Annotated in this window: 20 protein-coding genes; 6 read left to right on the plus strand and 14 right to left on the minus strand. The window is 68.4% G+C overall.

The window, feature by feature from the left end; translation table 11 throughout:
* Positions 1-87: 87 nt before the first annotated feature.
* Together LSI54_RS04150 and guaB are read right to left on the minus strand one after the other, a co-directional pair.
* Entirely contained in the window at positions 88-1230 is a 1143-nt protein-coding gene (locus LSI54_RS04150) for a GuaB3 family IMP dehydrogenase-related protein (protein WP_241465317.1), read from the minus strand.
* Positions 1231-1243: 13 nt separating this feature from the next.
* Positions 1244-2782 carry an IMP dehydrogenase gene (guaB, locus tag LSI54_RS04155; protein ID WP_342357724.1) on the minus strand — a complete coding sequence of 513 codons (1539 nt, stop codon included), beginning with the start codon at positions 2780-2782 and terminating at the stop codon, positions 1244-1246.
* Positions 2783-3123: 341 nt separating this feature from the next.
* On the opposite strand from guaB, the gene groES reads away from it, so the two are divergent.
* Together groES and groL are read left to right on the plus strand one after the other, a co-directional pair.
* Positions 3124-3420: a co-chaperone GroES gene (groES, locus tag LSI54_RS04160; protein WP_241465318.1), complete on the plus strand. Its 297-nt coding sequence runs from the start codon at positions 3124-3126 to the stop codon at positions 3418-3420.
* A 73-nt stretch (positions 3421-3493) separates the two neighbouring features.
* Positions 3494-5089, plus strand: a complete 1596-nt coding sequence (gene groL / locus LSI54_RS04165; RefSeq protein ID WP_241465319.1) for a chaperonin GroEL — start codon at positions 3494-3496, stop codon at positions 5087-5089.
* 120 nt (positions 5090-5209) lie between these two features.
* On the opposite strand, the gene LSI54_RS04170 is transcribed toward groL, so the two are convergent.
* Entirely contained in the window at positions 5210-6040 is an 831-nt protein-coding gene (locus LSI54_RS04170) for a CPBP family intramembrane glutamic endopeptidase (protein ID WP_241477823.1), read from the minus strand.
* Between the two features lie 52 nt (positions 6041-6092).
* Here LSI54_RS04170 and LSI54_RS04175 point away from each other — a divergent pair, with 52 nt between their 5' ends.
* Positions 6093-6671 carry an arsenate reductase/protein-tyrosine-phosphatase family protein gene (locus tag LSI54_RS04175; RefSeq protein ID WP_241465321.1) on the plus strand — a complete coding sequence of 193 codons (579 nt, stop codon included), beginning with the start codon at positions 6093-6095 and terminating at the stop codon, positions 6669-6671.
* A gap of 67 nt (positions 6672-6738) precedes the next feature.
* On the opposite strand, the gene LSI54_RS04180 is transcribed toward LSI54_RS04175, so the two are convergent.
* Entirely contained in the window at positions 6739-7089 is a 351-nt protein-coding gene (locus tag LSI54_RS04180) for a fructosamine kinase family protein (RefSeq protein WP_241477824.1), read from the minus strand.
* Positions 7059-7271: a hypothetical protein gene (locus LSI54_RS04185; protein WP_241477825.1), complete on the minus strand. Its 213-nt coding sequence runs from the start codon at positions 7269-7271 to the stop codon at positions 7059-7061. The genes LSI54_RS04180 and LSI54_RS04185 overlap by 31 nt, the downstream gene beginning before the upstream one ends.
* Here LSI54_RS04185 and ligA point away from each other — a divergent pair.
* Genes ligA through LSI54_RS13155 form a run of 3 tightly spaced genes read left to right on the plus strand, consistent with a single transcriptional unit; the run spans position 7270 to position 11038 of the window.
* Positions 7270-9633 (plus strand): NAD-dependent DNA ligase LigA, encoded by a 2364-nt coding sequence (gene ligA, locus LSI54_RS04190; protein ID WP_370642709.1) that lies wholly within the window; start codon positions 7270-7272, stop codon positions 9631-9633. The two genes, LSI54_RS04185 and ligA, sit on opposite strands and share 2 nt — an antisense overlap.
* A complete protein-coding gene (locus tag LSI54_RS04195) occupies positions 9630-10481 on the plus strand; it encodes an inositol monophosphatase family protein (RefSeq protein WP_241465324.1) in 852 nt (283 codons plus the stop codon). The genes ligA and LSI54_RS04195 overlap by 4 nt, the downstream gene beginning before the upstream one ends.
* Positions 10482-10486: 5 nt before the next feature.
* Complete coding sequence (locus LSI54_RS13155; protein WP_241470549.1) at positions 10487-11038, plus strand: GNAT family N-acetyltransferase; 552 nt, start codon at positions 10487-10489, stop codon at positions 11036-11038.
* 141 nt (positions 11039-11179) lie between these two features.
* On the opposite strand, the gene LSI54_RS04205 is transcribed toward LSI54_RS13155, so the two are convergent.
* From LSI54_RS04205 to LSI54_RS04245, 9 genes are all read right to left on the minus strand, one after another.
* Complete coding sequence (locus tag LSI54_RS04205; protein ID WP_241465326.1) at positions 11180-12739, minus strand: alanine/glycine:cation symporter family protein; 1560 nt, start codon at positions 12737-12739, stop codon at positions 11180-11182.
* Between the two features lie 274 nt (positions 12740-13013).
* Positions 13014-14534 carry an Asp-tRNA(Asn)/Glu-tRNA(Gln) amidotransferase subunit GatB gene (gene gatB / locus LSI54_RS04210; protein ID WP_241470550.1) on the minus strand — a complete coding sequence of 507 codons (1521 nt, stop codon included), beginning with the start codon at positions 14532-14534 and terminating at the stop codon, positions 13014-13016.
* 8 nt (positions 14535-14542) lie between these two features.
* A complete protein-coding gene (gene gatA, locus LSI54_RS04215) occupies positions 14543-16093 on the minus strand; it encodes an Asp-tRNA(Asn)/Glu-tRNA(Gln) amidotransferase subunit GatA (RefSeq protein WP_241477826.1) in 1551 nt (516 codons plus the stop codon).
* An 8-nt stretch (positions 16094-16101) separates the two neighbouring features.
* On the minus strand, positions 16102-16398 hold the full coding sequence (gene gatC, locus LSI54_RS04220; RefSeq protein ID WP_241465329.1) for an Asp-tRNA(Asn)/Glu-tRNA(Gln) amidotransferase subunit GatC: 297 nt from the start codon (positions 16396-16398) through the stop codon (positions 16102-16104).
* A gap of 147 nt (positions 16399-16545) precedes the next feature.
* Entirely contained in the window at positions 16546-17601 is a 1056-nt protein-coding gene (locus tag LSI54_RS04225) for a baeRF2 domain-containing protein (RefSeq protein ID WP_241470551.1), read from the minus strand.
* 116 nt (positions 17602-17717) lie between these two features.
* Positions 17718-18497: a PP2C family protein-serine/threonine phosphatase gene (locus LSI54_RS04230; RefSeq protein WP_241465331.1), complete on the minus strand. Its 780-nt coding sequence runs from the start codon at positions 18495-18497 to the stop codon at positions 17718-17720.
* Positions 18498-18581: 84 nt separating this feature from the next.
* Positions 18582-20147: an adenylate/guanylate cyclase domain-containing protein gene (locus LSI54_RS04235; RefSeq protein ID WP_370642710.1), complete on the minus strand. Its 1566-nt coding sequence runs from the start codon at positions 20145-20147 to the stop codon at positions 18582-18584.
* A complete protein-coding gene (locus LSI54_RS04240; RefSeq protein ID WP_241465332.1) occupies positions 20140-20715 on the minus strand; it encodes a hypothetical protein in 576 nt (191 codons plus the stop codon). Before LSI54_RS04240 ends, LSI54_RS04235 begins: the two co-directional genes overlap by 8 nt.
* Positions 20716-20793: 78 nt before the next feature.
* Positions 20794-21804, minus strand: a complete 1011-nt coding sequence (locus LSI54_RS04245; protein WP_241465333.1) for a biotin--[acetyl-CoA-carboxylase] ligase — start codon at positions 21802-21804, stop codon at positions 20794-20796.
* Between the last annotated feature and the right edge of the window lie 27 nt (positions 21805-21831).

Raw genomic sequence — 21831 nt, forward strand, 5'->3', positions numbered from 1 at the left:
CACCCGACAGCCCTGCGACACCCCGACAGCCCTGCGACAGACCGAGTGCGGCCCGGCGCGAGCGCACGGGGCGTGCCTGCCGTGCGGTCAGCGGGTCTGCTGGCCCATCGGAGAGACGATCGCGTCCACGCGCTGGAAGGACTTCAGGTCCACGTAGCCGGTGGAGGCCATCGCGTGGCGCAGGCCGCCCATCAGGTTCGAGGAGCCGTCGGTGTGGTGGGCGGGTCCCCAGAGCACCTCCTGCAGCGGCGCCACGGTCCCGACCCGGGTGCGGTGTCCGCGCGGGAAGTCCTGGTGCACGGCTTCGAGCCCCCAGTGCCAGCCCTGACCCGGAGCTTCTTCGGCGCGAGCCAGCGTGGTCCCGAGCATCACGGCGTCGGCGCCCATCGCGAGGGCCTTGACCAGATCCCCGGAGGAGCCCATGCCGCCGTCGGCGATGACGTGGACGTAGCGGCCGCCGGATTCATCCAGGTAGTCCCGGCGTGCGGCGGCGATGTCGCTGATGGCGGTCGCCATCGGCACCCGGATGCCCATGGCGCGGCGGGTGGTGGTGGCTGCTCCGCCCCCGAAGCCCACCAGCACGCCGGCGGCACCGGTGCGCATCAGGTGCAGCGCGGGGGTGTACCCGGCGGCCCCGCCGACGATGACCGGCACGTCGAGCTCGTAGATGAACTCCTTGAGGTTCAGCGGGTCACCGTTCTGAGCGACATGCTCGGCAGAGACGGTGGTGCCGCGGATGACGAACATGTCCACACCGGCCTCGACGACCGTGCGGTAGAACTCCTGCGTGCGCTGCGGAGTCAGCGAGCCTGACACGACGACGCCGGCCTCGCGGATCTCGGCCAGCCGTGCGGTGATCAGCTCGGCCTTGATCGGCTCGGCATAGAGCTGCTGCAGCCGGCGGGTGTTGTCCGCGGAGACCTCGTCGGCGCCCAGCGCTGCGATCTCGGCGAGCACCGGTTCCGGGTCCTCATAACGGGTCCACAGACCCTCGAGGTTGAGGACACCGAGGCCGCCCTGCTTGCCCAGCTCGATGGCCGTGGCCGGTGACATCACCGAGTCCATCGGGGCGCCGATCACTGGCATGGAGAAGGTGTACGCGTCGATGCGCCAGTCCAGACTCACGTCTGCGGGGCTGCGAGTACGTCGGTTCGGGACGATGGCGACATCGTCCAGAGCCCAGGCTCGGCGGCCGTTCTTGGCCAGGCCGATGGGGATCTCGTTGCTCAAAGCTGCTCCTTTACTAGCGCCGGTAGTTCGGCGCTTCCACCGTCATCATGATGTCATGCGGGTGCGATTCCTTGAGTCCGGCGGAGGTGATCCGCACGAACTTGCCCTTGTACTTCAACTCATCGATGGTGTGCGCGCCCACATAGAACATGGTCTGCCGCAGACCGCCGGTGAGCTGGTGGAACACCACCTCGAGCGGGCCGCGGTAGGGCACCTGCCCCTCGATGCCCTCGGGGATGAGCTTCTCGTCGGTGGGGACGTCGGCCTGGAAGTAGCGGTCCTTGGAGAAGGAGGTGTTCTTCCCTCGGGTCTGCATCGCTCCCATGGAGCCCATGCCGCGGTAGGCCTTGAACTGCTTGCCGTTGTAGAAGACGAGGTCTCCGGGGGACTCCGCGGAGCCTGCCAGCAGCGACCCGAGCATCACCGAGTCGGCCCCGGCGACCAGCGCCTTGCCGATGTCCCCGGAGTGCTGCAGGCCGCCGTCGGCGATCACCGGCACGCCGGCGGGGATGGCGGCCTTTGAGGCTTCGTAGATGGCGGTGATCTGGGGAACTCCGACGCCGGCGACGATGCGCGTGGTGCAGATGGAGCCCGGTCCGACGCCGACCTTGACCGCGTCGGCTCCGGCGTCGATGATCGCCTGGGCCGCCTCGCGGGTGGCCGCCTGGCCGCCGATGACGTCCACGCCGGCCGCGGCCGGTTCCGCCTTGAGCCGCGCGATCATGTCCAGCACGCCGCGGGTGTGGCCGTTGGCGGTGTCGACGACCAGGGCGTCGACCCCGGCGTCGATCAGGGTCATGGCGCGCTCGAAGCCCTCGCCGAAGAAGCCCACGGCCGCGCCGACGCGCAGCCGGCCCTCCTCATCCTTGGTGGCCTGCGGGTAGCGGTCGGCCTTGTCGAAGTCCTTGATCGTGATGAGGCCCTGGAGCACGCCGTGGTCATCGACCAGCGGCAGCTTCTCGACCCGGTGCTCGGAGAAGATCCGCAGCACCTCTTCATTGGGAATCCCCACATGGGCGGTGATCAGCGGCTGCGGGGTCATCTTCTCGTAGACCTTGGTGGTCAGGTACTGCTCGCGCGGGATGAACCGGGTGTCGCGGTTGGTGATGATGCCCAGCAGCTTGGACTCGCCGTCGACCACCGGCAGCCCGGAGACCCGGAAGTGGGCACAGAGCTCATCGAGGTCGGCGATGGTCGCGTCCGGGGTGATCGTCACCGGATCGCTGATCATGCCGGACTCGGAGCGCTTGACCTTGTCCACCTGCCGGGCCTGGTCCTCGATGGAGAGGTTCCGGTGCAGGATCCCGATGCCGCCCTGGCGCGCCATGGCGATGGCCATCGGCGCCTCGGTGACGGTGTCCATCGCGGCCGAGGCCACCGGGGACTGCAGCACGATGTTGCGGGAGAAGCGAGTCGCGGTATCCGCTTCGGAGGGGATCACGTCGGTCGCGCCGGGGAGCAGCAGGACGTCGTCGTAGGTCAGTCCGACGAAGCCGAAGGGATCATGCTCCGCAGCGCCGGCCGCGCTCGTCTGCTGATGAGTTTCAGTCACGGTGGTGCCTCTCGGGGTCAAAAGCGGGTGGCTCAGCGACAAGTCTACGTCCCGTCCACGTCCGCCCGGAGCCAAAGGCTTAGCACTCTGCTTGACCGAGTGCTAAGCCCGTCTATAAAGTTTCACCTAGCACTCGAGACCCTCGGGTGCCAGCTTGTCCGCGGGTCGTCAACCCGCGGATATCAGCCTGACGGGGCACCATCCGGCACCGCGACGACGGTTGGCCACTCCCAAGGCGTGCGACAGATTTCGGCTCGTCGAGCACCCCGGAAGCACCGGGAGGCTCTGCACGGGCCTGTGCTGATAAACCGAATCCACACCACGCAAAGGAGAGTACTGACGTGTCAGTCTCTATCAAGCCTCTCGAGGATCGCATCGTTGTTCGCCCCCTGGAAGCAGAGCAGACCACCGCTTCCGGTCTGGTCATCCCCGACACCGCCAAGGAGAAGCCCCAGGAGGGCAAGGTCGTCGCCGTGGGCCCAGGTCGCTTCGACGAAAAGGGCAAGCGCATCCCGGTTGACGTCTCCGAGGGCGACGTCGTCATCTACTCCAAGTTCGGCGGCACCGAGGTCAAGGTCAGCGGCGACGAGTACCTCGTGCTCAACGCCCGCGACGTCCTCGCCATCATCGAGAAGTAAGAACGGATTGCTGAAGGCTCTTCACAGACCTCATCACGATCCGATTCTCACACTCTCAAAGGAGCAGTAACCCATGGCAAAGCAGCTTGAATTCAGTGATGCTGCACGCCGCGCTCTGGAAGCCGGCATCGATAAGCTTGCAGACACGGTCAAGGTCACGCTCGGCCCGAAAGGCCGCAATGTAGTCCTGGACAAGTCCTGGGGCGCACCGACCATCACCAACGACGGCGTCACCATCGCCCGTGAGGTGGAGGTCGAAGACCCGTACGAGAACCTTGGCGTGCAGCTGGCCAAGGAAGTCGCCACCAAGACCAACGACGTCGCAGGCGACGGCACCACCACCGCAACGGTCCTCGCCCAGGCTCTGGTCAAGGAAGGCCTGCGCAATGTGGCCGCCGGCGCGGCACCGAGTGAGATCAAGCGCGGCATCGAGACCTCGGTCGCCGCCGTGACCCGCCGACTCCGCGAGAACGCTCGCGAGGTCGAGGGCCAGCAGGTCGCCAACGTGGCCGCGATCTCCGCGCAGAACGACGAGGTCGGTGAACTCCTGGCGCGTGCATTCGACGCCGTGGGCACCGACGGTGTGATCACCATCGAAGAGGGGTCCTCGACCTCCACCGAGCTGGAGATCACCGAGGGCATGCAGTTCGACAAGGGCTACCTGTCCCCGCACTTCGTCACCGACCCCGAGCGCCAGGAAGCGATCCTCGAGGATCCGCTGATCCTGATCAACCAGGGCAAGATCTCCAACATGGCAGAGTTCCTGCCGGTGCTGGAGAAGGTCCTGCAGGCCAAGCGCCCGCTGTTCATCATCGCCGAGGACGTCGAGGGCGAGGCCCTCTCCACCCTGGTGGTCAACAAGCTGCGCGGCACGCTCAACGTGGTCGCGGTCAAGGCCCCCGGCTTCGGGGACCGCCGCAAGGCCATGCTCGAGGACATCGCCGTGCTCACCGGTGGACAGGTCATCTCTCCTGATCTGGGCCTGAAGCTCGATCAGGTGGATCTGGAATCACTGGGCACCGCACGTCGGGTGACCGTGACCAAGGACGCGACCACCCTCGTCGACGGCGCCGGGTCCAAGGAAGATGTGGACGCTCGCGCGGCCACCATCAAGGCCCAGGCCGACGCCTCTGACTCCGAGTGGGACCGTGAGAAGCTCCAGGAGCGTCTGGCGAAGCTCTCCGGCGGCATCGGCGTCATCAAGGTCGGCGCGGCCACCGAGGTGGAGCTCAAGGAGCGCAAGCACCGCATCGAAGATGCCGTCTCCTCCACCCGTGCGGCTCTCGAAGAGGGCATCGTGGCCGGCGGCGGCACTGCGCTGATCAACGCCCTCTCCGTGCTGGACGAGGACGAGGACGTGAAGGCGCTCTCCGGGGATGCCGCAGCTGCTGTGGGCATCGTCCGCCGCGCGCTGGTCCAGCCGCTGCGCTGGATCGCTCAGAACGCCGGAGAAGACGGCTTCGTCGTCGCCTCCAAGGTCTCTGAGATGGCGCCGAACCACGGCTTCAACGCCAAGACCGGTGTCTACGGCGACCTGATCGCCGACGGCGTCATCGACCCGGTGAAGGTCACGCGCTCTGCTCTGCAGAACGCCGCCTCCATCGCGGCCCTGGTGCTGACCACCGAGACCCTCGTGGTCGAGAAGAAGGACGAGGACGACGATCACTGACCTCGTCTGACTCTCATCGCAAGGTGGGGCCCTGACCGTTCGCGGTCAGGGCCCCACCTGCGTCTGCGGCAGCTGCTGTTCGCGGAGGCTGCGGGTCGGGGCAGCTGCGGGTCGGGCTCGCTACTGGAGCTGGACGAGCTGCAGCACCAGCGGGAACGCCAGGAAGGCCACCACGTCGAGCAGCAGGTGTGCGATCACCAGCGGCATGACCCGGCCGTAGCGGTGGTAGAGCCAGCCGAAGATGATCCCCATCAGGAGATTTCCGATGCCCGGGCCGAAGCCCTGATAGAGGTGGTACGCCCCGCGCAGCGCGGCCGCGGCGAGGATGATCATCCAGATCCCCGCCCGAGGCCAGATCCGGCGAGCACGGTCGAAGAGGTAGGCGATCATGATCACCTCTTCCAACAGCGAATGCCGCAGCGCCGCCAGGATCAGCACCGGCGTGGTCCACCAGTGCTCTCCGACGTCGGCCGGAATGATCTCGGTGGTGATGCCTGCCGCCCGGCCCACCCCGTAGACCACCAGGGTGCCCAGCCCGATGATCAGGAACAGTCCGACCCCTAGGCCGAGGTCCCGGCCGGGACGGCGCAGATCCAGCCCGAAGCGCCGGAACGGGTTCACCCCCTGCAGGAAGAACAGATAGCAGACCAGCACCACCGGGAAGAGCGCGAACAGCGAGTCCAGCACCTGGTAGCTGAGGTCGAAGAACTCCGCCCGGGAGCGAGAGGTCTGCACCGTGGAGCTCTGCTCGGCCAGCGGCGCCAGGGTCAGCCGCTCGGCCAGCTGCAGCACCGCATAGACCGCGGAGCGGCCCAGCGAGAGCCCCAGCACGATCGCCAGCTCCCAGCCCAGGAAGCGACGACTCATCGGCACCGGCGCTCCCGTCGCGGGCGCAGGGTCGGTGGCGCTGGCTGGCTGCTGACCGGAGACCTCCGGCGTCGTTGGCTTCACGATCAAGAGTCTAGGTCTGCCCGGCGCTGGTGGGTGTGGTCAGATGGAAGCTATGACTGAGACCTACACCCTGCTCGCCGTCTGCACCGGCAATATCTGCCGCTCCCCCGCCATGGATCGGCTGCTCGCCCAGGTCTTCTCCGCCGAGGACGGCATCGGGGTCCGCTCGGCCGGCACCCACGCTCACGTGGGCGATGACATGGAAGCCCAGATGAAGGACCGGCTCGCCGAGTACGGGGCAGACACCGCAGACTTCCAGGCCGAACAGCTCAGCGTCGAGATGATCCGCAGCGCCGATCTCGTCCTCACCGCCACCCGCGGACATGTGCGCGACATCCTCGCCGATGTTCCCGAGAGTGCCCAGAAGGTCTTCACCCTGCGCGAGTTCGTCCGACTCCTGGATTCGCTGGACGAGGCCACCTTCGACGAGGCTATGGCGGCCTCAGGGACCGCGGCGGAGAAGCTCGCCGCTCTGGTGCCGCTGGTTGCCGGGCGGCGCGATCACGCGCAGGCCCCCACGGCACAGGACGACGTGGTGGATCCGTACATGATGCCCGCTGAGGTCTTCGATGAGTCCTTCGACCAGGTCCGGGGACCCGTCGAGGCGCTGCGCGACGCCCTGCAGCGCTGACCCACTGGCCGCTGACCCACTGGCCGCTGACCCACTGGCCGCTGGCAACGAGCCGTGGCCCAGCCGCTCAGAGCCGCAGCACCGTTCCCGCGGCGCTCAGCGTCGGTCCGCGATAGCCAGCCCCGAACAGCAGCCAGTGCGCGGCCAGGCAGAGGAACTGATGCAGCGGGATCCGCTCCTGCCATCCCTGGCGCAGCGGGTGCTGCGACTGATAGCCGCTGACCACTTCGCCCAGCTGCGGGAACCCGAAGAGGTGCAGCAGCGCGATGTCGGTCTCCCTGTGCCCGGCATGGGCCGCCGGATCGATGAGCACCGACTGCACCTCCTGCACCTCCCCCGCCGCGGCAGGGGTCCAGAACACGTTCCCGGCCCAGAGGTCCCCATGGATCAGCGCGGGCGGCTCGGCGTCGTCCAGCACGCCGGAGCCGATCCGGACCCGGCATCAGATCCTGCCCCCGAACCCGCCCCGGGCGAGGCCGCGAGGACCGGCACCACCGGCGCCCCGCCGTCGTCGGCGGCCTGGGTGCGCCAGCGCAGCCCGGCGGCTTCCACCATGGTGGCCTGGGGGTGATCTGCAGGAGCGTGTTTGATGAAGACCATGTGCCCCAACCTAGTCAGGACTAGACTCATCCGAGTGAGCGAATCAACCGAGAACCCCGCCGTTGACGCCTCCGAGGCCGTCCCCTCCCATGCGCTGCGCGAGGAGTATGTGGAGCTGGTCGGTCAGGTGCGCAAGCACCGGATCGCCTACTACCAGGACAACGAGCCGATCATCTCCGACGCCGAGTTCGACGTCCTCTTCGAACGCCTGGAGCAGATCGAGGCCGAGCACCCCGAGATCATCGCGGCGGACTCCCCCACCCAGGAGGTCGGCGGCGAGGCGGCCGAGGCCTTTTCTCCGGTGAAGCACCTGCAGCGGCTCTATTCCCTCGAAGACGTCTTCACACCTTCCGAGCTGCGCACCTGGTATGACCGCGCCAGCGCCGCGTTGGCGGTCCAGCGCCCGGAGGAGACCGTGAAGTGGCTGGTCGAGGTCAAGATCGATGGTCTGGCCATCAACCTGCTCTACCGCAAGGGCAGGCTCATCCGCGCCGCCACCCGCGGCGACGGCACCACCGGGGAGGACGTCACGCATAACGTGCTCACCATCGCAGACATCCCCGCGGAGCTCGCCGGGGAGGATCACCCCGAGGAGCTGGAGGTCCGCGGGGAGATCTTCATCCCCACCGCGGAGTTCCATGCCTTCAACGAGCGGCTCGCCGAGGCCGGCAAGGCCCCGCTGGCGAACCCGCGCAACGCCGCCGCCGGGTCGCTGCGGCAGAAGGATCCCGCGAAGACCGCCGAGCGGCCGCTGTCGATGTTCGTCCACGGCATCGGCGCGCGCACCGGCTTCGAACCTGGCAGCCAGCACGCCGCCTACGAGCAGCTCGCCGCCTGGGGTCTGCCGGTCAGCCCCTACACCCAGCTGCTCGCTGACTACTCACAGATCGAGGCTTACCTCGACGACCACCAGGCCAAGCGCCACGCGCTGGTCCACGAGATCGACGGGGTCGTCATCAAGGTCGACGACTTCGCCGCACAGCGCAGCCTGGGACACACCTCCCGGGTGCCGCGCTGGGCCGCGGCGTACAAATACCCGCCCGAGGAGGTGCACACCCGGCTGCTGGACATCATGGTCCATGTCGGGCGCACGGGCCGGGTCACCCCCTTCGCCATCCTTGAGCCCAAGAAGGTCGCCGGTTCGGTCGTCTCCCGCGCCACGCTGCACAACCGCGACGTGGTCAAGGCCAAAGGAGTGCTCATCGGCGACGACGTGATCGTCCGCAAGGCCGGAGACGTCATCCCCGAAGTGGTGGGCCCGGTGCTGCCTGCCCGGAGGAACCGAGAGGATGAGCTGGTCGAGTTCAGCTTCCCCACCCACTGCCCGATCTGCGGCACCGAGCTCGCCCCGGCCAGGGAGGGCGACGTCGACTACCGCTGCCCCAACGCCGAGAGCTGCCCCGCCCAGGTCAGCGAACGGGTCATCCACATCGGCTCCCGCGGCGCCCTGGACATCGAGGCGCTCGGCGAAGAGGCCGGGCTGGCGCTGACCAACCCGGATCTGCGCCGCCCCATCCCCGAGCTCATCGACTGGGACGAGACGAACGCCTCGGGCATCCGTCTGGACCTCGACGACGACGGCGCCCCCGCACCCCAGGAGCCGGTGCTCCACGGCGAGGCAGGACTCTTCGACCTGCGCGTGGAGGATCTAAAGGACGTCTACGTCTGGCGGGAGACCCGGCGCAGGAATCCCGAGACCGGGCAGCGCGAGTCCACCGGGAAGTGGGCGCCCTCGCTGTACTTCTGGACCAAGGCGCAGCTGACCAAGGACGGGGCCGTGAAGAAGGCCTCCGAGCCCACGGCCAACACCGTCGGGCTCTTCACCGAGCTCGAGAAGGCCAAGGCCCAGCCGCTGTGGCGGGTGCTGGTCGCACTCTCGATCCGGCACGTCGGGCCCAGCGCCTCCCGCGCGCTGGCCAACGCCTACGGCTCGATGGCGAAGATCCGCGCCGCCAGCGAAGAGGAGCTCGCCGGGATCGACGGGGTCGGCCCGAGAATGGCGTCCACGCTCACCGACTGGTTCAGCACCGACTGGCACTGCCGGGTGGTGGACCGCTGGGCCGCCGCAGGGGTCCGGATGGTCGATGAGATCGACGAGTCCGCCCCCCGCACGCTGGAGGGCCTGAGCGTGGTCGTGACCGGATCCCTGGAGGGCTACTCCCGGGACGAGTCCAAAGAGGCCATCATCACCCGCGGCGGACGCGCGGCCGGATCGGTGTCGAAGAAGACCGACTACGTGGTGGCCGGAGCCAACGCCGGTACCAAGCTGGAGAAGGCCGAGGCGCTGGGCGTCCCGGTGCTCGATGAAGAAGCGTTCACTGTACTGCTGAACAAAGGTCCCGACGGATTGGACGATGCATGACGAAGCCGAACCCGCAGAAGCTGCACGAGCTGCTCGAGATCGCCCACGAGGCCGCCGCCGCAGGCGCTGGCGTCCTGGCCGAGCGCGACGAGGTCTCCCCCTCGGGGCTGATCCTGGGTCAGGAGCACTCCGGGGTGGAGACCAAGTCCTCCGCCTCGGACCTGGTCACCGATTTCGACCGGCGCGCAGAGCAGGCGGTGCGTGAGGTGATCAACCGGCGCCGACCCTCCGACGAGGTCTCCGGCGAGGAGTACGGCACCACCACTCCGGCCCAGCCCAGCGGCTACCGCTGGTCCATCGACCCGTTGGACGGCACCACGAACTTCGTCCGCGGGATCGTCTACTACGGCACCTCGGTGGGCCTGCAGGGCCCCGACGGCAGCTGGCTGGCCGGCGTGGTCGCCGCCCCGGCGCTCGCGCGGATCTGGTGGGCCAGCGCCGGGGCCGGCGCCTGGAGCACCTACAGGGATTCCGAGCCGACGCGGCTTGGCGGACCGGTCGGGGAGCTCGACGCCGGCCTGCTCTCCACCGGCTTCGGCTATGACCCGGACCGGCGTGCCGAGCAGACCCGGGCGGTCACCGCGATGCTCCCGCACTTCGGCAACATCCGCCGCCTGGGTGCGGCCGCCCTGGACATCTGCATGGTGGCCGACGGCACCCAGACCGCCTACGCCGAGTACGGCATCTGGGAGCACGACTGGGCGGCCGGCGCGCTGATCGCCGAGGAGGCCGGAGTGTTCGTGCGCCGTCCGCTCGCGGCGGACAGCAGCAAGACCCCGGACTGGTGCGTCATCGGAGACATCGGCATCGACCCCAGCGAGCTCTCCCCAGCTCCGCTGACCAGCTGAGCACTGTGGACAGCGCCCACGTGCAGGAGGGTCCTGCTCAGACGGACTCGACCCAGATGCGGATCCGCGCCGCCACTCACGCCGACTGGGACCGGATCGCGGAGCTGACCGTGGCCGCCTATGTCGACGGCGGCTTCCTGACCGCTGGGGACTCCTACGTCTCTCACCTGAACGACGTCGAGACCCGCGCCCGAAGCTCCCAGGTGCTGGTCGCCGAGGTCCCCACCGACGACGGCGCCGCGGTGGCAGCCGCGGTGGCGGTCACCGACGCCGGAGGTCCGATGGCCGAGGTGGCACGTGAGGGTGAGATGGAGTTCAGGATGCTCGCCGTGGCTCCGGAGCACCAGGGTCGGGGCATCGCCCGGGCAATGGTGCGCCACATCATCGGGCTGGCCGAGTCGCGGCCGGAGATCCAGGCGCTGACCCTGTGCAGCCTGACCTCGATGACCACCGCACACGCCCTCTACCGCTCCGAGGGGTTCCGTCCGATGCCCGAGCGGGACTTCTTCCTGCCCGAGAAGTCAGCACGGTTCCCGTTCTTCCTGCGCGAGGTCTGACGCCGCAGGGCCCATGCGCAGGGCCCAGAGCGGTAAGACCTTCGCCCACCTGGCACGGGAAAGCCCGGTGACGCCTCTCCCCTCGAGAGGCACCACCGGGCTTCGTCGCTCATTGCGAGGTCCCGCGAAGAGCTGTTGGAATCAGCGGCGCTCTGCCAGCTCGTGGGGCAGCGGCTCCGGATCTTCCAGCAGACGACCAGCCTTGCGGTCGGCCAGGTACTGCTTCATCTCTTCCTTGACCTTCGGCGCCAGGATGACCAGGCCGATGACATTGATGAAGATGCACATGAACAGCGCCGAATCGGCGAAGTCGAAGATGTTCTGCGTGGAGACCAGGCAGCCGATGACGACCAGGGTCAGCACGATGGTGCGGAAGATGTTGTCACCGATCCTGGACGTGCCGAAGAGGTGCCGCCAGGCCTGGATGCCGTAGTAGGACCAGGTGATCAGCGTGGAGAACGCGAACAGCAGCACTGCGATGGTCAGCACGATGTTGAAGCCGGGCAGGAAGGAGTCGAAGGCTGCGGAGGTCAGGCCCACCGGGTTTTCGGCACCGCCGGCATCCAGTGCCTCCTGGTACTCAGGCGTCCAGGCGAAGATGATGACCAGGGCGGTCATGGTGCAGATGACGACCGTGTCGATGAAGGGCTCGAGAGCAGCGTTGAATCCCTCGGAGATCGGGCGGCGGGTCCGGACTGCAGAGTGGGCGATCGGCGCGGAACCGATGCCGGCCTCGTTCGAGAACGCCGCACGGGTGACACCGATGATGATGACGCCGAGCACGCCGCCGGAGATGCCCTCCGGGGAGAAGGCGCCGTTGATGATGGCGCCGAAGGCCTCGCCGAGGTTGGCGAAGTTCACCGCGATGACGATGAGGCAGGCCAGCACGTAGATGATGGCCATGGCGGGGACCAGCTTGGCGGTGACCGCACCGATGGACTTGATGCCGCCGATGATGACGACGCCGACGAGCCCGGCGAACACCAGGCCGAAGATCAGGGCCGCGAGCTCAGAGCCGAAGATGCCCTCCTCGCCGCCGGTGGCGGCGCGCAGCTGGCCGAAGGCCTGGTTCGACTGGAACATGCCGCCGCCGACCACGCCGAAGAGCATGATGGCGATCGCGAAGAGACCAGTGATGATGGCCACGGGGATGCGACCGAGCCGGCGGTAGGCGACCTTGAGGTACTGGAAGGGTCCGCCGTGGACGATCCCGTTCTCATCGATATAGCGATATTTGACGCCCACCGTGCACTCGACGAACTTGGTGCACATGCCGAAGAGTCCGGCGATGATCATCCAGAAGGTGGCGCCCGGGCCACCCAGCGAGACCGCGGCGGCCACACCTGCGATGTTGCCGAGACCGACAGTGGCGGAGACCGCGGAGGTCAGCGCCTGGAAGTGGGAGACCTCACCGGGGTCCTTCTCGGTGGTCCACTTTCCGCGGAGCACCTCGAAGCTGACCTTCGGCGTACGAAACTGCACGAAGCCGAAGTAGATCGTGAAGCCGATGGCCGCCAGGATGGACCACAGCACGACGACCGGCGCGTCATAGCCGCCCAGCGGGATGGTGGCGAAGATGATTCCTGCGAAGACTTCTGTGACGCCGGCGAAGTAGCCGTCCACGGTGTCGGCGGTCTGCTGCAGCCTGGAGGTTTCCTCCCCCGCTGCCGCCAAGAAGGCGTATGCACTCATGGTGCTCATGTCATTCCCTCATTCGATGATCGGTGCAAGCGCGTGTGACCTCGCGCTCCGGGGTACAGCCCCGGGTTGCGCAATAATCTACTCCCCGACTGTTTCCGTCAGTTTGCGACACGCAATGAATGTGTATCGTGCATGTTTCCAGGTGGCGGAATATTGCACAAGAGAGAATTGTGCCATAGAACACAAAAACGGCCCAGATTCATGCTCGGGGAGCAGATTCTGGGCCGTCGGTCGGCTGTGCAGCCGTGTTGCGGCAGCGATGCCGCGGGGTGGATCAGCCGTCGATCCCCAGCTTGGCCAGCACGATCTCGCGGACCTTGCCGGCGTCGGCCTGGCCGCGGGTCTCTTTCATGACCGGGCCGATGAGCGCCCCGATGGCTTTGAGCTTGCCGGCGGCGATCTTCTCCACCACGTCGGGGTTCTCCGTCATGGCCTTCTCCACCGCAGCGGTCAGCGCACCGGAGTCGTCGGAGACGACTTCCAGCCCGCGGGCGGTGACGATCTCCTCCGGGGCGCCCTCCCCGGCGATCACATGTTCCAGGACCTGCCGGGCGATCTTGTCATTGATCCGGCCCTGCTCGATCAGCGCGTTCAGCGCGCTGATCGTGGCGGGCTGGACACCCAGGGCGGCAGGTTCGAGATCCCTGGCGTTGGCCAGCCGGGAGATCTCACCCATCCACCACTTCCGTGCCACGGCGGGGGCGACCCCGGCGGCCACGGTCTCGTCGAGCTCGTCGAGCAGACCGGCGGCGACCACGTCACGGAACTCCTGTTCCGAGAAGCCCCAGGCGGCGAGCAGCCGCCGCCTGCGATCGGCGGGCGGCTCGGGCAGCTGGGAGCGCAGCTCCTCGACCCAGGCGGCGGTGGTGACGATCGGGACCAGGTCCGGCTCCGGGAAGTAGCGGTAGTCATCGGCGTCGGACTTCGGGCGTCCCGAGCTGGTGGTGCGGGTGCCCTCCTGCCAGTGCCGGGTCTCCTGCACGATGGTGCCGCCGGCGGCGAGGATTCCGGCGTGGCGGCGCATCTCGAAGGTGACCGCGTGTTCGACGGCGCGCAGCGAGTTCACGTTCTTGGTCTCTGAGCGAGTGCCGAAGGTCGTGGTGCCCTTGGGCATCATCGAGACGTTGGCGTCGCAGCGGACGTTGCCGCGCTCCATCTTCGCATCCGAGATGTCCAGGCCCTTGACGATGTCGCGCACTGCGGAGACGTAGGCCCGAGCCAGTTCCGGACCTCGGGCGCCGGCGCCGACGATGGGCTTGGTGACGATCTCCACCAGCGGGATCCCGGAACGGTTGTAGTCCACCAGGGAGTAGTCCGCGCCCTGGATGCGCCCGGAGGTGCCGGCGTGGGTCAGCTTGCCTGCGTCCTCCTCCATGTGGGCGCGTTCGATCTCCACGCGGAAGATCTCGCCGTCGTCGAGCTCGATGTCGAGGTATCCGTCGAAGGCGATCGGCTCGTCGTACTGCGAGGTCTGCCAGTTCTTCGGAGTGTCCGGATAGAAGTACTGCTTGCGCGCGAAGCGGCAGTACTCGGCGATCTCACAGTTCAGCGCGAGGCCGAGCTTCACCGCGTACTCCACGGCCTTGCCGTTGACCACCGGCAGGGTGCCGGGCAGTCCCAGGCAGACCTCGTTGACGTTGGTGTTGGGCTCGTCGCCGAAGGCATTCGGCGCCGAGGAGAACATCTTGGTCTTGGTGTTGAGCTCCACGTGGACCTCGAAGCCGAGCACCGGGTCGAACTGCTCCAGCGCCTCTTCAAAGCTCAGCGGGGATGCGTCGGTCAGCGTGTCAGTCATCTCTTCCTTCACTTCCCGGCGGGGTGAGCCGCCGCTTCAGCCAACTCCGGGGCCTGGGCCCAGAATGGTTCGGCGTCCTGTGCCAGCAGCTTCTCCAGTGCCGCTCCGGCCCGGTAGACCCGGGCGTCCTCGCGGATCGGGGCGAGGAACTGGATGCCCACCGGCAGCCCGTCGGAGAGGCCGCCCGGCACCGAGAGTCCGGGGATCCCGGCGAGGTTGGCGGGGATGGTGGCCACATCGTTGAGGTACATCGCCAGCGGGTCGTCGTCCTTCTCCCCCAGCGGGAACGCCACGGTGGGCGAGGTCGGGGAGATCAGCACGTCTGCCTCGGTGAAGGCGGCGTCGAAGTCCTGCTGGATCAGCGTGCGGACCTTCTGTGCGGAGCCGTAGTAGGCGTCGTAGTAGCCGGCCGAGAGGGCGTAGGTGCCCAGGATGATGCGTCGTTTGACCTCATCGCCGAACCCGGCGGCGCGGGTGGAGCCCATGACCCGTTCGATGGTCAGCGGCCCGCCCTCGGGGAGGACCCGGGTGCCGTAGCGCACACCGTCGAACTTCGCGAGGTTGGAGGAGGCCTCCGAGGGCATGATCAGGTAGTAGGCGCCCAACGCGTACTCGAAGCTGGGACAGTCGACCTCCACGATCTCGGCCCCGGCGGCGCGCAGCGCGTCCAGCGCCTCGTGGAACCGGGCCAGCACGCCCTCCTGATATCCCTCGCCCTGGAGCTGCTTGATCACACCGATCCGCAGGCCTTTCACATCGGCGCCGCGGACGGTCTCGGCCAGGGCCGGGACCTCCCCGGTGAGCGAGGTGGAGTCCTTCGGGTCGTGTCCGGCGATCAGCTCATGGAGCATCGCGGCGTCTTCGGTGGTGCGTGCCACCGGGCCGATCTGGTCCAGCGAGGAGGCCATCGCAATGGCCCCGTAGCGCGAGACCGCGCCATAGGTGGGCTTGCCGCCCACGGTGCCGGTCATGGCTCCGGGCTGGCGGATCGAACCGCCGGTGTCGGTGCCCAGTGCCAGCGGCGCCTCGAAGGCGGCGACCGCGGCCGCGGAGCCGCCGCCGGAGCCGCCGGGGATCCGGGTGATGTCCCAGGGGTTGCGGGTCACCCCGTAGGCGGAGTGCTCGGTGGAGGAGCCCATCGCAAACTCGTCCAGGTTGGTCTTGCCCAGGATGGGCAGCTTCGCGGCGCGCAGCTTGGTCACCACGGTGGCGTCGTAGGGGCTCATCCAGCCGTCGAGCATCTTGGAACCGGCGGTGGTGGGCTGCCCCTCGGTGACGATCAGGTCCTTGACCGCGATCGGCACTCCGGCCAGCGGGTGCAGGGCCTCGGCCTCGGCGCCGCCGGCGACGCGGATCGCGTCCACCTCGGCCGCGGTGCGCAGCGCCTCCTCGGCGGAGACGTGCAGGAAGGCGTGGATGCCGCGCTCGCCGCCGTCGACGGCGGCGATCCGGTCCAGGTGCGCCTGGGTCAGCGCCACCGAGGTGATCTCCCCGGCACGCAGCTGCGCCGCCATCTCGGCGGCGGTGAGCCGGACCAGCTCATGGGTGTGGGTGGTCATATCGGGGGTCACTCCTCGTCCAGGATCGCCGGGACCTTGAAACGGCCGGCTTGAGCGTCAGGTGCATTGAGCAGCGACTGTTCAGCGGTGAAGACATGGCCGACCTCGTCCTCGCGGAAGACGTTGGTCAGCGGCAGCGGGTGGCTGGTGGCGGGGACCTCGCCGGAGACGGCCTCAGAGACGGTCGCCACGGAGTCCACGATGACGGCCAGCTCCTGCGCCATCTTCTCCAGCTCCTGCTCAGTCATGCTGATATGCGCGAGTCTTGCCAGATGCTCAACGTCTGCGCGCGAGATCTCAGACATGCAGCTCCCTCGGGGATCGGTGGTGGATGAACTCGGCCCAGTCTATCGGCCGGCACGACGACGGCGACCGCCCACCTTCATCGGTGAGCGGGCGCCGTCGTCGTGCCGGAGCGATCTCCTCCGCAGAGGGCGGAGCCGTTCGACGGCTCAGTCGGTGAGGTCCTCGACGGGCACCTCATAGCGCAGGATCGCGGCGACCGACCCCTGTGCCTGGGTGCCGAGGATCCCCACAGACGCGCCGACGCCGGCGGCTCCGGCGAGCAGCTCGTCCTCTTCGGGATCGCGCTCACGCGGCCGGAGCAGCAGGGTCTCCACGGCACCGAGTCGAAGGGCGGCCCGGATGGCCTCAGGGTCCTCCGCAGAACGCCCCTTTCCGCGGGCCTCCCCGAGGCGCTCGGTCTGTTCGTCGGCGCGCCGGATCACCACGCGACGAGCGATGACGGACAGCTCCTCGCGAAGCGCCTCTTCGGTGCCCTCATCGGCGCTGCCCGAGGGGATGCCGCCGCCTGTCTCGGCCTCCACCGTGAGCTTCCGCAGCGCATGCGGAAGCTCCTCATGCAGTGCACGGCGCCCCTGGACCTCCCCGGCGACGACGATCACGTCGGGCCGCCAAGAGTCGGCGATCTCCGCCACGCCGGCGGCGATGTCTCGGATGTTCCGCGCAGCGGCCTCATCGGCTGAGCGTTGGATCCGCTTGTGGCTCATTGCGCCCTCACGGGGCTTGTGCACCGATTCGACGCTGCCCCGGACCGTCTCCTCGGAGCCGGCATCCAGCAGGTCGTCTCCTGTGACGACGAGACGGCGGATGACGGCCTGCTTCTGATCAGCGATGGCCACGAGCATCCGGGCCGCGGCGAGCCGATGTCGGATATAGGCGCCAAGCCGAGGCGGCTCCGCGAGCACGGCGAGATCCCCGGTCTCCTGGGCGGCGTCGAAGCGCTCTTCGAGCACCACGCGGGACCTGTCGGCCACCAGCACGCGACCCTCGGCCTGGACCTCCTGCGCCTTGGCGCTCGCGAGGGCCTCATCCAGAGAGGTCAGGGCCGCCTCGGAAGTGCCCGCATGAGCCAGCTGCGAGCGCAGGTCGTGCCAGCGCAGACGGATCTCGTTCGCGGCCTCGGCGGACGGGGAACGCGCTTCGAGGTAGACGGTGGCGAAGGGGCCTTCGGCCTCGTAGACGCCCCGGAGAGTCGACAGCTGCATGGGTGATCCTTCCTATGTGCGAGGAAGGTCGCGCAGGTTCTCCTGCACCGTCCGGCGCACGCGGTCTGTGGCAACAGATGACTGGTGCTGACGCTAGTCAACGTGCCGGGAGAAGGTCAACCGTCCTGCTCCTGGACGTCCACGACGACGACGGTGACGTTGTCACGTCCCCCGGCTCGCAGTGCCTGGTGGATCAGCCAATCCACGGTGTCCTGGGCGTTGCGCCCGGCGCCGAGGATGCGTTCCATCTCGGAGTCGTTCAGCTCTCCACTGAGTCCGTCGGAACAGATCATCAGTCGCTGACCGGCACGCACCGGGGAGCTGAAGTAGTCCGCGTCCCACATGTCGCCGGCACCCAGGGCCCGGGTGATGACGTTGCGCTGCGGGTGGCTGTGCAGCTCCTCCGCGGTGATGAGCCCAGATTCGAACATGTCCTGGACCTGGGAGTGGTCGCGGCTCAGCTGCTGCAGCCGGGAATCCTCGAAGAGGTAGGTGCGGGAGTCGCCGATGTTGAAGACGAGCCAGTTCAAGCCTTCTCCCTGGTCCGCCAGCAGCGCCCCGGAGACCGTGGTGCCGGCCTTGGAGTCTGTGGCCTCGCGGATCCGCTGGTCCGCCTCGGCCAGGAAGGTCTGGATCTGATCCCGGGCGACTCGTCCTTCGGCCTGGTTCCAGCCATCGGCCAGTGTCTGCACGGCCAGCGCCGAGGCGACCTCTCCGGCCTCATGTCCACCCATGCCGTCGGCCACGGCGAAGAGCGTGTCGGTGATCACTGAGGAGTCCTCGTTGAGTTCACGGCGAAGGCCCACGTGGGACCCGTATCCGTAGTCGAGGTAGAGGCCTGCGGGCTGGACCGGCTGCTCCCGGGGTTCCTCTGGACTGTCTGCGCTGGCTGCCACATCACCATCTTGTCACGGTGCCGGTCCATGTGGGGACGGTGTGGCGCGTTTCGCACTGCGCCAGCGCTGATCCCAGGCGGGGCTTCAGCGGTTATCGGCGAGGATCCCGGCCCCCTGGCCGCGCAGCAGCATGTACGGCTGGACCTCGCCGAAGCCGCGCACGATCCGCGGAGGCTGCGGGACCAGCAGGTAATCCGGGTCGGAATCCAGCGTCTGGGCGGTGACCTGGTCCACCAGGATCATGCCCGGATCCGCGAGCGAGGTCAGCCGGGCGGCGAGGTTCACGGTGGGTCCGTAGATGTCCCCCATCCGGGAGAGCACACGGCCCCAGACCACTGAGACCCGCGCCTCGGGCAGGACGTCGTCGGCGGCGATGGACTCCGCCAGGGCCAGCGCGATCTCGGCGCCGGCTTCGGGCGTCTCGGCGTTGTAGAGCACCTCGTCCCCGACGGTCTTGACCAGCCGGCCTCCGCCGATGGAGATGATCTCGGCACATTTCGACTCGAAGTGCTGCACCATATGCGCCAGCGTGCGCTCGTTCATCTGCCGCGACAGCGAGGTGTAGGAGACCAGATCGGCGAAGCCGACGGCGCGGGCCAGCGGCAGGGCGGCGTCATCCTCGGCCCCGGTGCGCCCCTGCTCGGTGGCCGCCAGGCCCGATTCCACCCGGACGGTGAGGCGCTGCAGGGCGGCCGAGAGCTGGCGGCGCCAGGTGTAGCCGATGAGCTTCTGGATCGGGTCGATCAGCTTGGGCAGCGTCTCCACGACCTGGGTGCGCGCCACCGCGTCGGAGAGCTGGCCGTTGGCGATCTTGTCCTCCACCAGGGCCTCGATCTGCCAGACCACCATGCGGTCGGTCATCTGGCCCACCGATCGGGTCATCGAGATCGCGGTCTCCTCGTTGAGGTGACCGTCGCGGACCAGCTCGATCATCGTGGCCAGCGCCTCGACGTCGGTCTCGGTGAAGGCCTTGACGTCGTCATCGAGGTTGGGGAAGCCGAGCGCCCGCCAGAGCCGCCGGGCCGAGCGGGTGGAGACCCCCAGCTGATGAGCCATCTCGCGGTAGGTGAGGGTGCGTTCGGCCCCGAGCAGCCGGCGCTCGAGCTCACGGATGGTGCGGTGCCATTCGCGCTGCTCCATGCTCGGGATCGGGATGGCTGCGGTCTCCGGGGAGCGTTCATGGCCGGTGAGTGCCGCGGCGCCGGCGCCGTCATCTGCGTCGGCGCCGGTGTCGCGCTCGGTCTGCGCCTCCCGGGCGGCGAGGCCGGCGCTGCGATCGACCAGCCCCTCGGCCCCCACGGCGCCGTCGGGGCCGGCGGTGATGCGGCCTTCCCCGGCTTCCTGCAGAACGGTCTGGCGGACCTGGCCCTGCAGCCGCGGGGAATGGAAGTCAGACCAGTCCTGGCGGGCCGCCTCGAGCTCCGCGGAGGAGTAGTTGACCGACACCTCGCGCGGCGGACCCTCGGCTCCTGCCGCCTCGGCGGAGCCGGCGGCCTCCGGGGAGAGGCTGGAGGGCTCACCGCTGAGCTCGAGGCCGCGGCTGGCACCGGGGGGCGTGTAGCGCACTGCCCGCCACGAGGCGTCGGTGTCTTCGCCGCCGAGGTAGACCGGTCTGGGGTCGTGTCCTGGCGGCGTGCCGGGCTCAGGCATAGTGTGCTTCTCCGTATCCTCCAGGAGCGGGTGCCTGGCTCGCGTACTGGGCAGCGACGTGCCGGCGATATTCGCCCAGCTCCTCGGCGATGACGGTCTGGAAATGCGCGGCGTCGGGCATGTTGCTCAGCCGGGTGCGCTGGTGCTGACCATAGGCCCCATGGAGCAGGACCAGGTCACCCGCCGCTGACGTGGACTGGAGGCGGGACTGCTTCAGCTGCACCTCGGAGAGCAGCCCCAGCGGCACCACGCTGGCCTGCGCGGCGCCGAGCAGGTTCTTCTGCACCAGGCGGTGACTGGTCAGGTAGGTCATGCGGTTGCCCCAGGTCAGCAGTGGCTTGAGTGTGCCGAAGGCGAGCGCGAGGAGCCCGCCGGCCCAGATCACGAAGACTCCGATGTGCTGGTAGTGCTCGACGAACTCGGGCTGATCGGCGCGGGCGATGTAACCCAGCAGGAAGCTCATCACCATCACGGTGACGAGGAAGTTCAGCAGCGCGGGGAGCAGCGCGCGGTGGTGGGCGCGGGTGCGGATGACCACCTGCTCGCCGTCGACCAGCTTGAGCTTCATCGCGAGCCACAGCCTCCTGCCGGTCTTCGTCCACGCTCCCCTAGCCAGGGCGCGCAAGTTCATATGCGATCTGCCGTGTCAGTCTACCGGGGGTGGCTGGGCACCGCCGCTGACCGCCCGGAGATGGGTCACGTCTCCGGCGGAGAAGGCTCTGAGCACGGGCGCACAGGGCTCCCAGTCACGCTCCGAGGCGGCGCGCCGCGCGATCACCTCCACCTGAAGCGCGCCCTGGGAGCTCAGCCGCTGCGCCACCCCGCGTTCGGCGCTGCCATCGGGGAGCTCCACACGGACCTCCTGGCCAAGGGTGGTCAGCACCTGACCGATCGTGTTGATCAGCACCTCGTCCACCGTCGCGGGGTCCTGCCGTGCGGCGTCCTCGATGCGGCCCAGCAGCTCCGCGAAGCGTTCCAAGAAGCAGCACAGCAGCTCGGTGCGAAGCTGCCCCGGCTCCTGGCTGCCCGCGGCGGGTCCTGATCCGATCTCCGCATCCGCGCCCCGGCGGTTGAGCTCGATCAGCACCGAGGTGGAGTTCTCGATGGGCAGCTGCTCAGGCGTCAGCAGCACGTTGATCCCGACCCCCAGCACGACGGCGCCCGGCACCGCGGTGGCCAGGATCCCGCTGACCTTCTTCGCCGGTCCGGAGGCCTGGGTCACCTGCACATCGTTGGGCCATTTCAGGACCGCGCGCTGATCCTCGGCATCCAGTCCGCAGTCCTGACGCAGCGTGTCCACCAGCGCCCGACCGGCGAGCATCGAGACCCAGCCCAGAAGCGCGGGATCAAGCTGCGGGCGCAGCACGATCGAGGTCGAGAGCGACGCCCCCTTCGGTGAGCTCCAGAGCCGACCCAGTCGACCCCGACCACCGGTCTGCTCCTCCGCGGTGAGCGCCGAGAGGTGCGGCCACGCCGTCGTCGCCTGCCGTGTCGGCTGCGGTCGCGACTGCGCCTCTTCGGCAAGCACCTGACTCAGCCACTCGTTGGTGGACCCGACCGACTCGATCCGCTGGATCCGGGCATAGGCTCCCCCGGCGTCGGTGTGGAGGCGTCGGGCGAGCAGGGCCTCATCGAGTGGTGGCAGCGCGGCAGTCATGAGCCCAGGCTAGGCCACGGGATCGGC

Source organism: Nesterenkonia sp. AY15 (assembly GCF_022565855.1).
Classification (GTDB): domain Bacteria; phylum Actinomycetota; class Actinomycetes; order Actinomycetales; family Micrococcaceae; genus Nesterenkonia.

Bases quoted from the DNA above. Each gene is read 5' to 3' on its own strand.
- gatC (WP_241465329.1), bottom strand. From the start codon at position 16,398: ATGTCTGAGATCTCGCGCGCAGACGTTGAGCATCTGGCAAGACTCGCG.
- LSI54_RS04175 (WP_241465321.1), top strand. From the start codon at position 6,093: ATGACTGAGACCTACACCCTGCTCGCCGTCTGCACCGGCAATATCTGC.
- LSI54_RS04240 (WP_241465332.1), bottom strand. From the start codon at position 20,715: ATGAAGCTCAAGCTGGTCGACGGCGAGCAGGTGGTCATCCGCACCCGC.
- groL (WP_241465319.1), top strand. From the start codon at position 3,494: ATGGCAAAGCAGCTTGAATTCAGTGATGCTGCACGCCGCGCTCTGGAA.
- gatB (WP_241470550.1), bottom strand. From the start codon at position 14,534: ATGACTGACACGCTGACCGACGCATCCCCGCTGAGCTTTGAAGAGGCG.
- LSI54_RS04245 (WP_241465333.1), bottom strand. From the start codon at position 21,804: ATGACTGCCGCGCTGCCACCACTCGATGAGGCCCTGCTCGCCCGACGC.
- LSI54_RS04195 (WP_241465324.1), top strand. From the start codon at position 9,630: ATGACGAAGCCGAACCCGCAGAAGCTGCACGAGCTGCTCGAGATCGCC.
- gatA (WP_241477826.1), bottom strand. From the start codon at position 16,093: ATGACCACCCACACCCATGAGCTGGTCCGGCTCACCGCCGCCGAGATG.
- LSI54_RS04235 (WP_370642710.1), bottom strand. From the start codon at position 20,147: ATGCCTGAGCCCGGCACGCCGCCAGGACACGACCCCAGACCGGTCTAC.
- LSI54_RS04225 (WP_241470551.1), bottom strand. From the start codon at position 17,601: ATGCAGCTGTCGACTCTCCGGGGCGTCTACGAGGCCGAAGGCCCCTTC.
- ligA (WP_370642709.1), top strand. From the start codon at position 7,270: ATGTGCCCCAACCTAGTCAGGACTAGACTCATCCGAGTGAGCGAATCA.
- LSI54_RS04205 (WP_241465326.1), bottom strand. From the start codon at position 12,739: ATGAGCACCATGAGTGCATACGCCTTCTTGGCGGCAGCGGGGGAGGAA.
- LSI54_RS04185 (WP_241477825.1), bottom strand. From the start codon at position 7,271: ATGGTCTTCATCAAACACGCTCCTGCAGATCACCCCCAGGCCACCATG.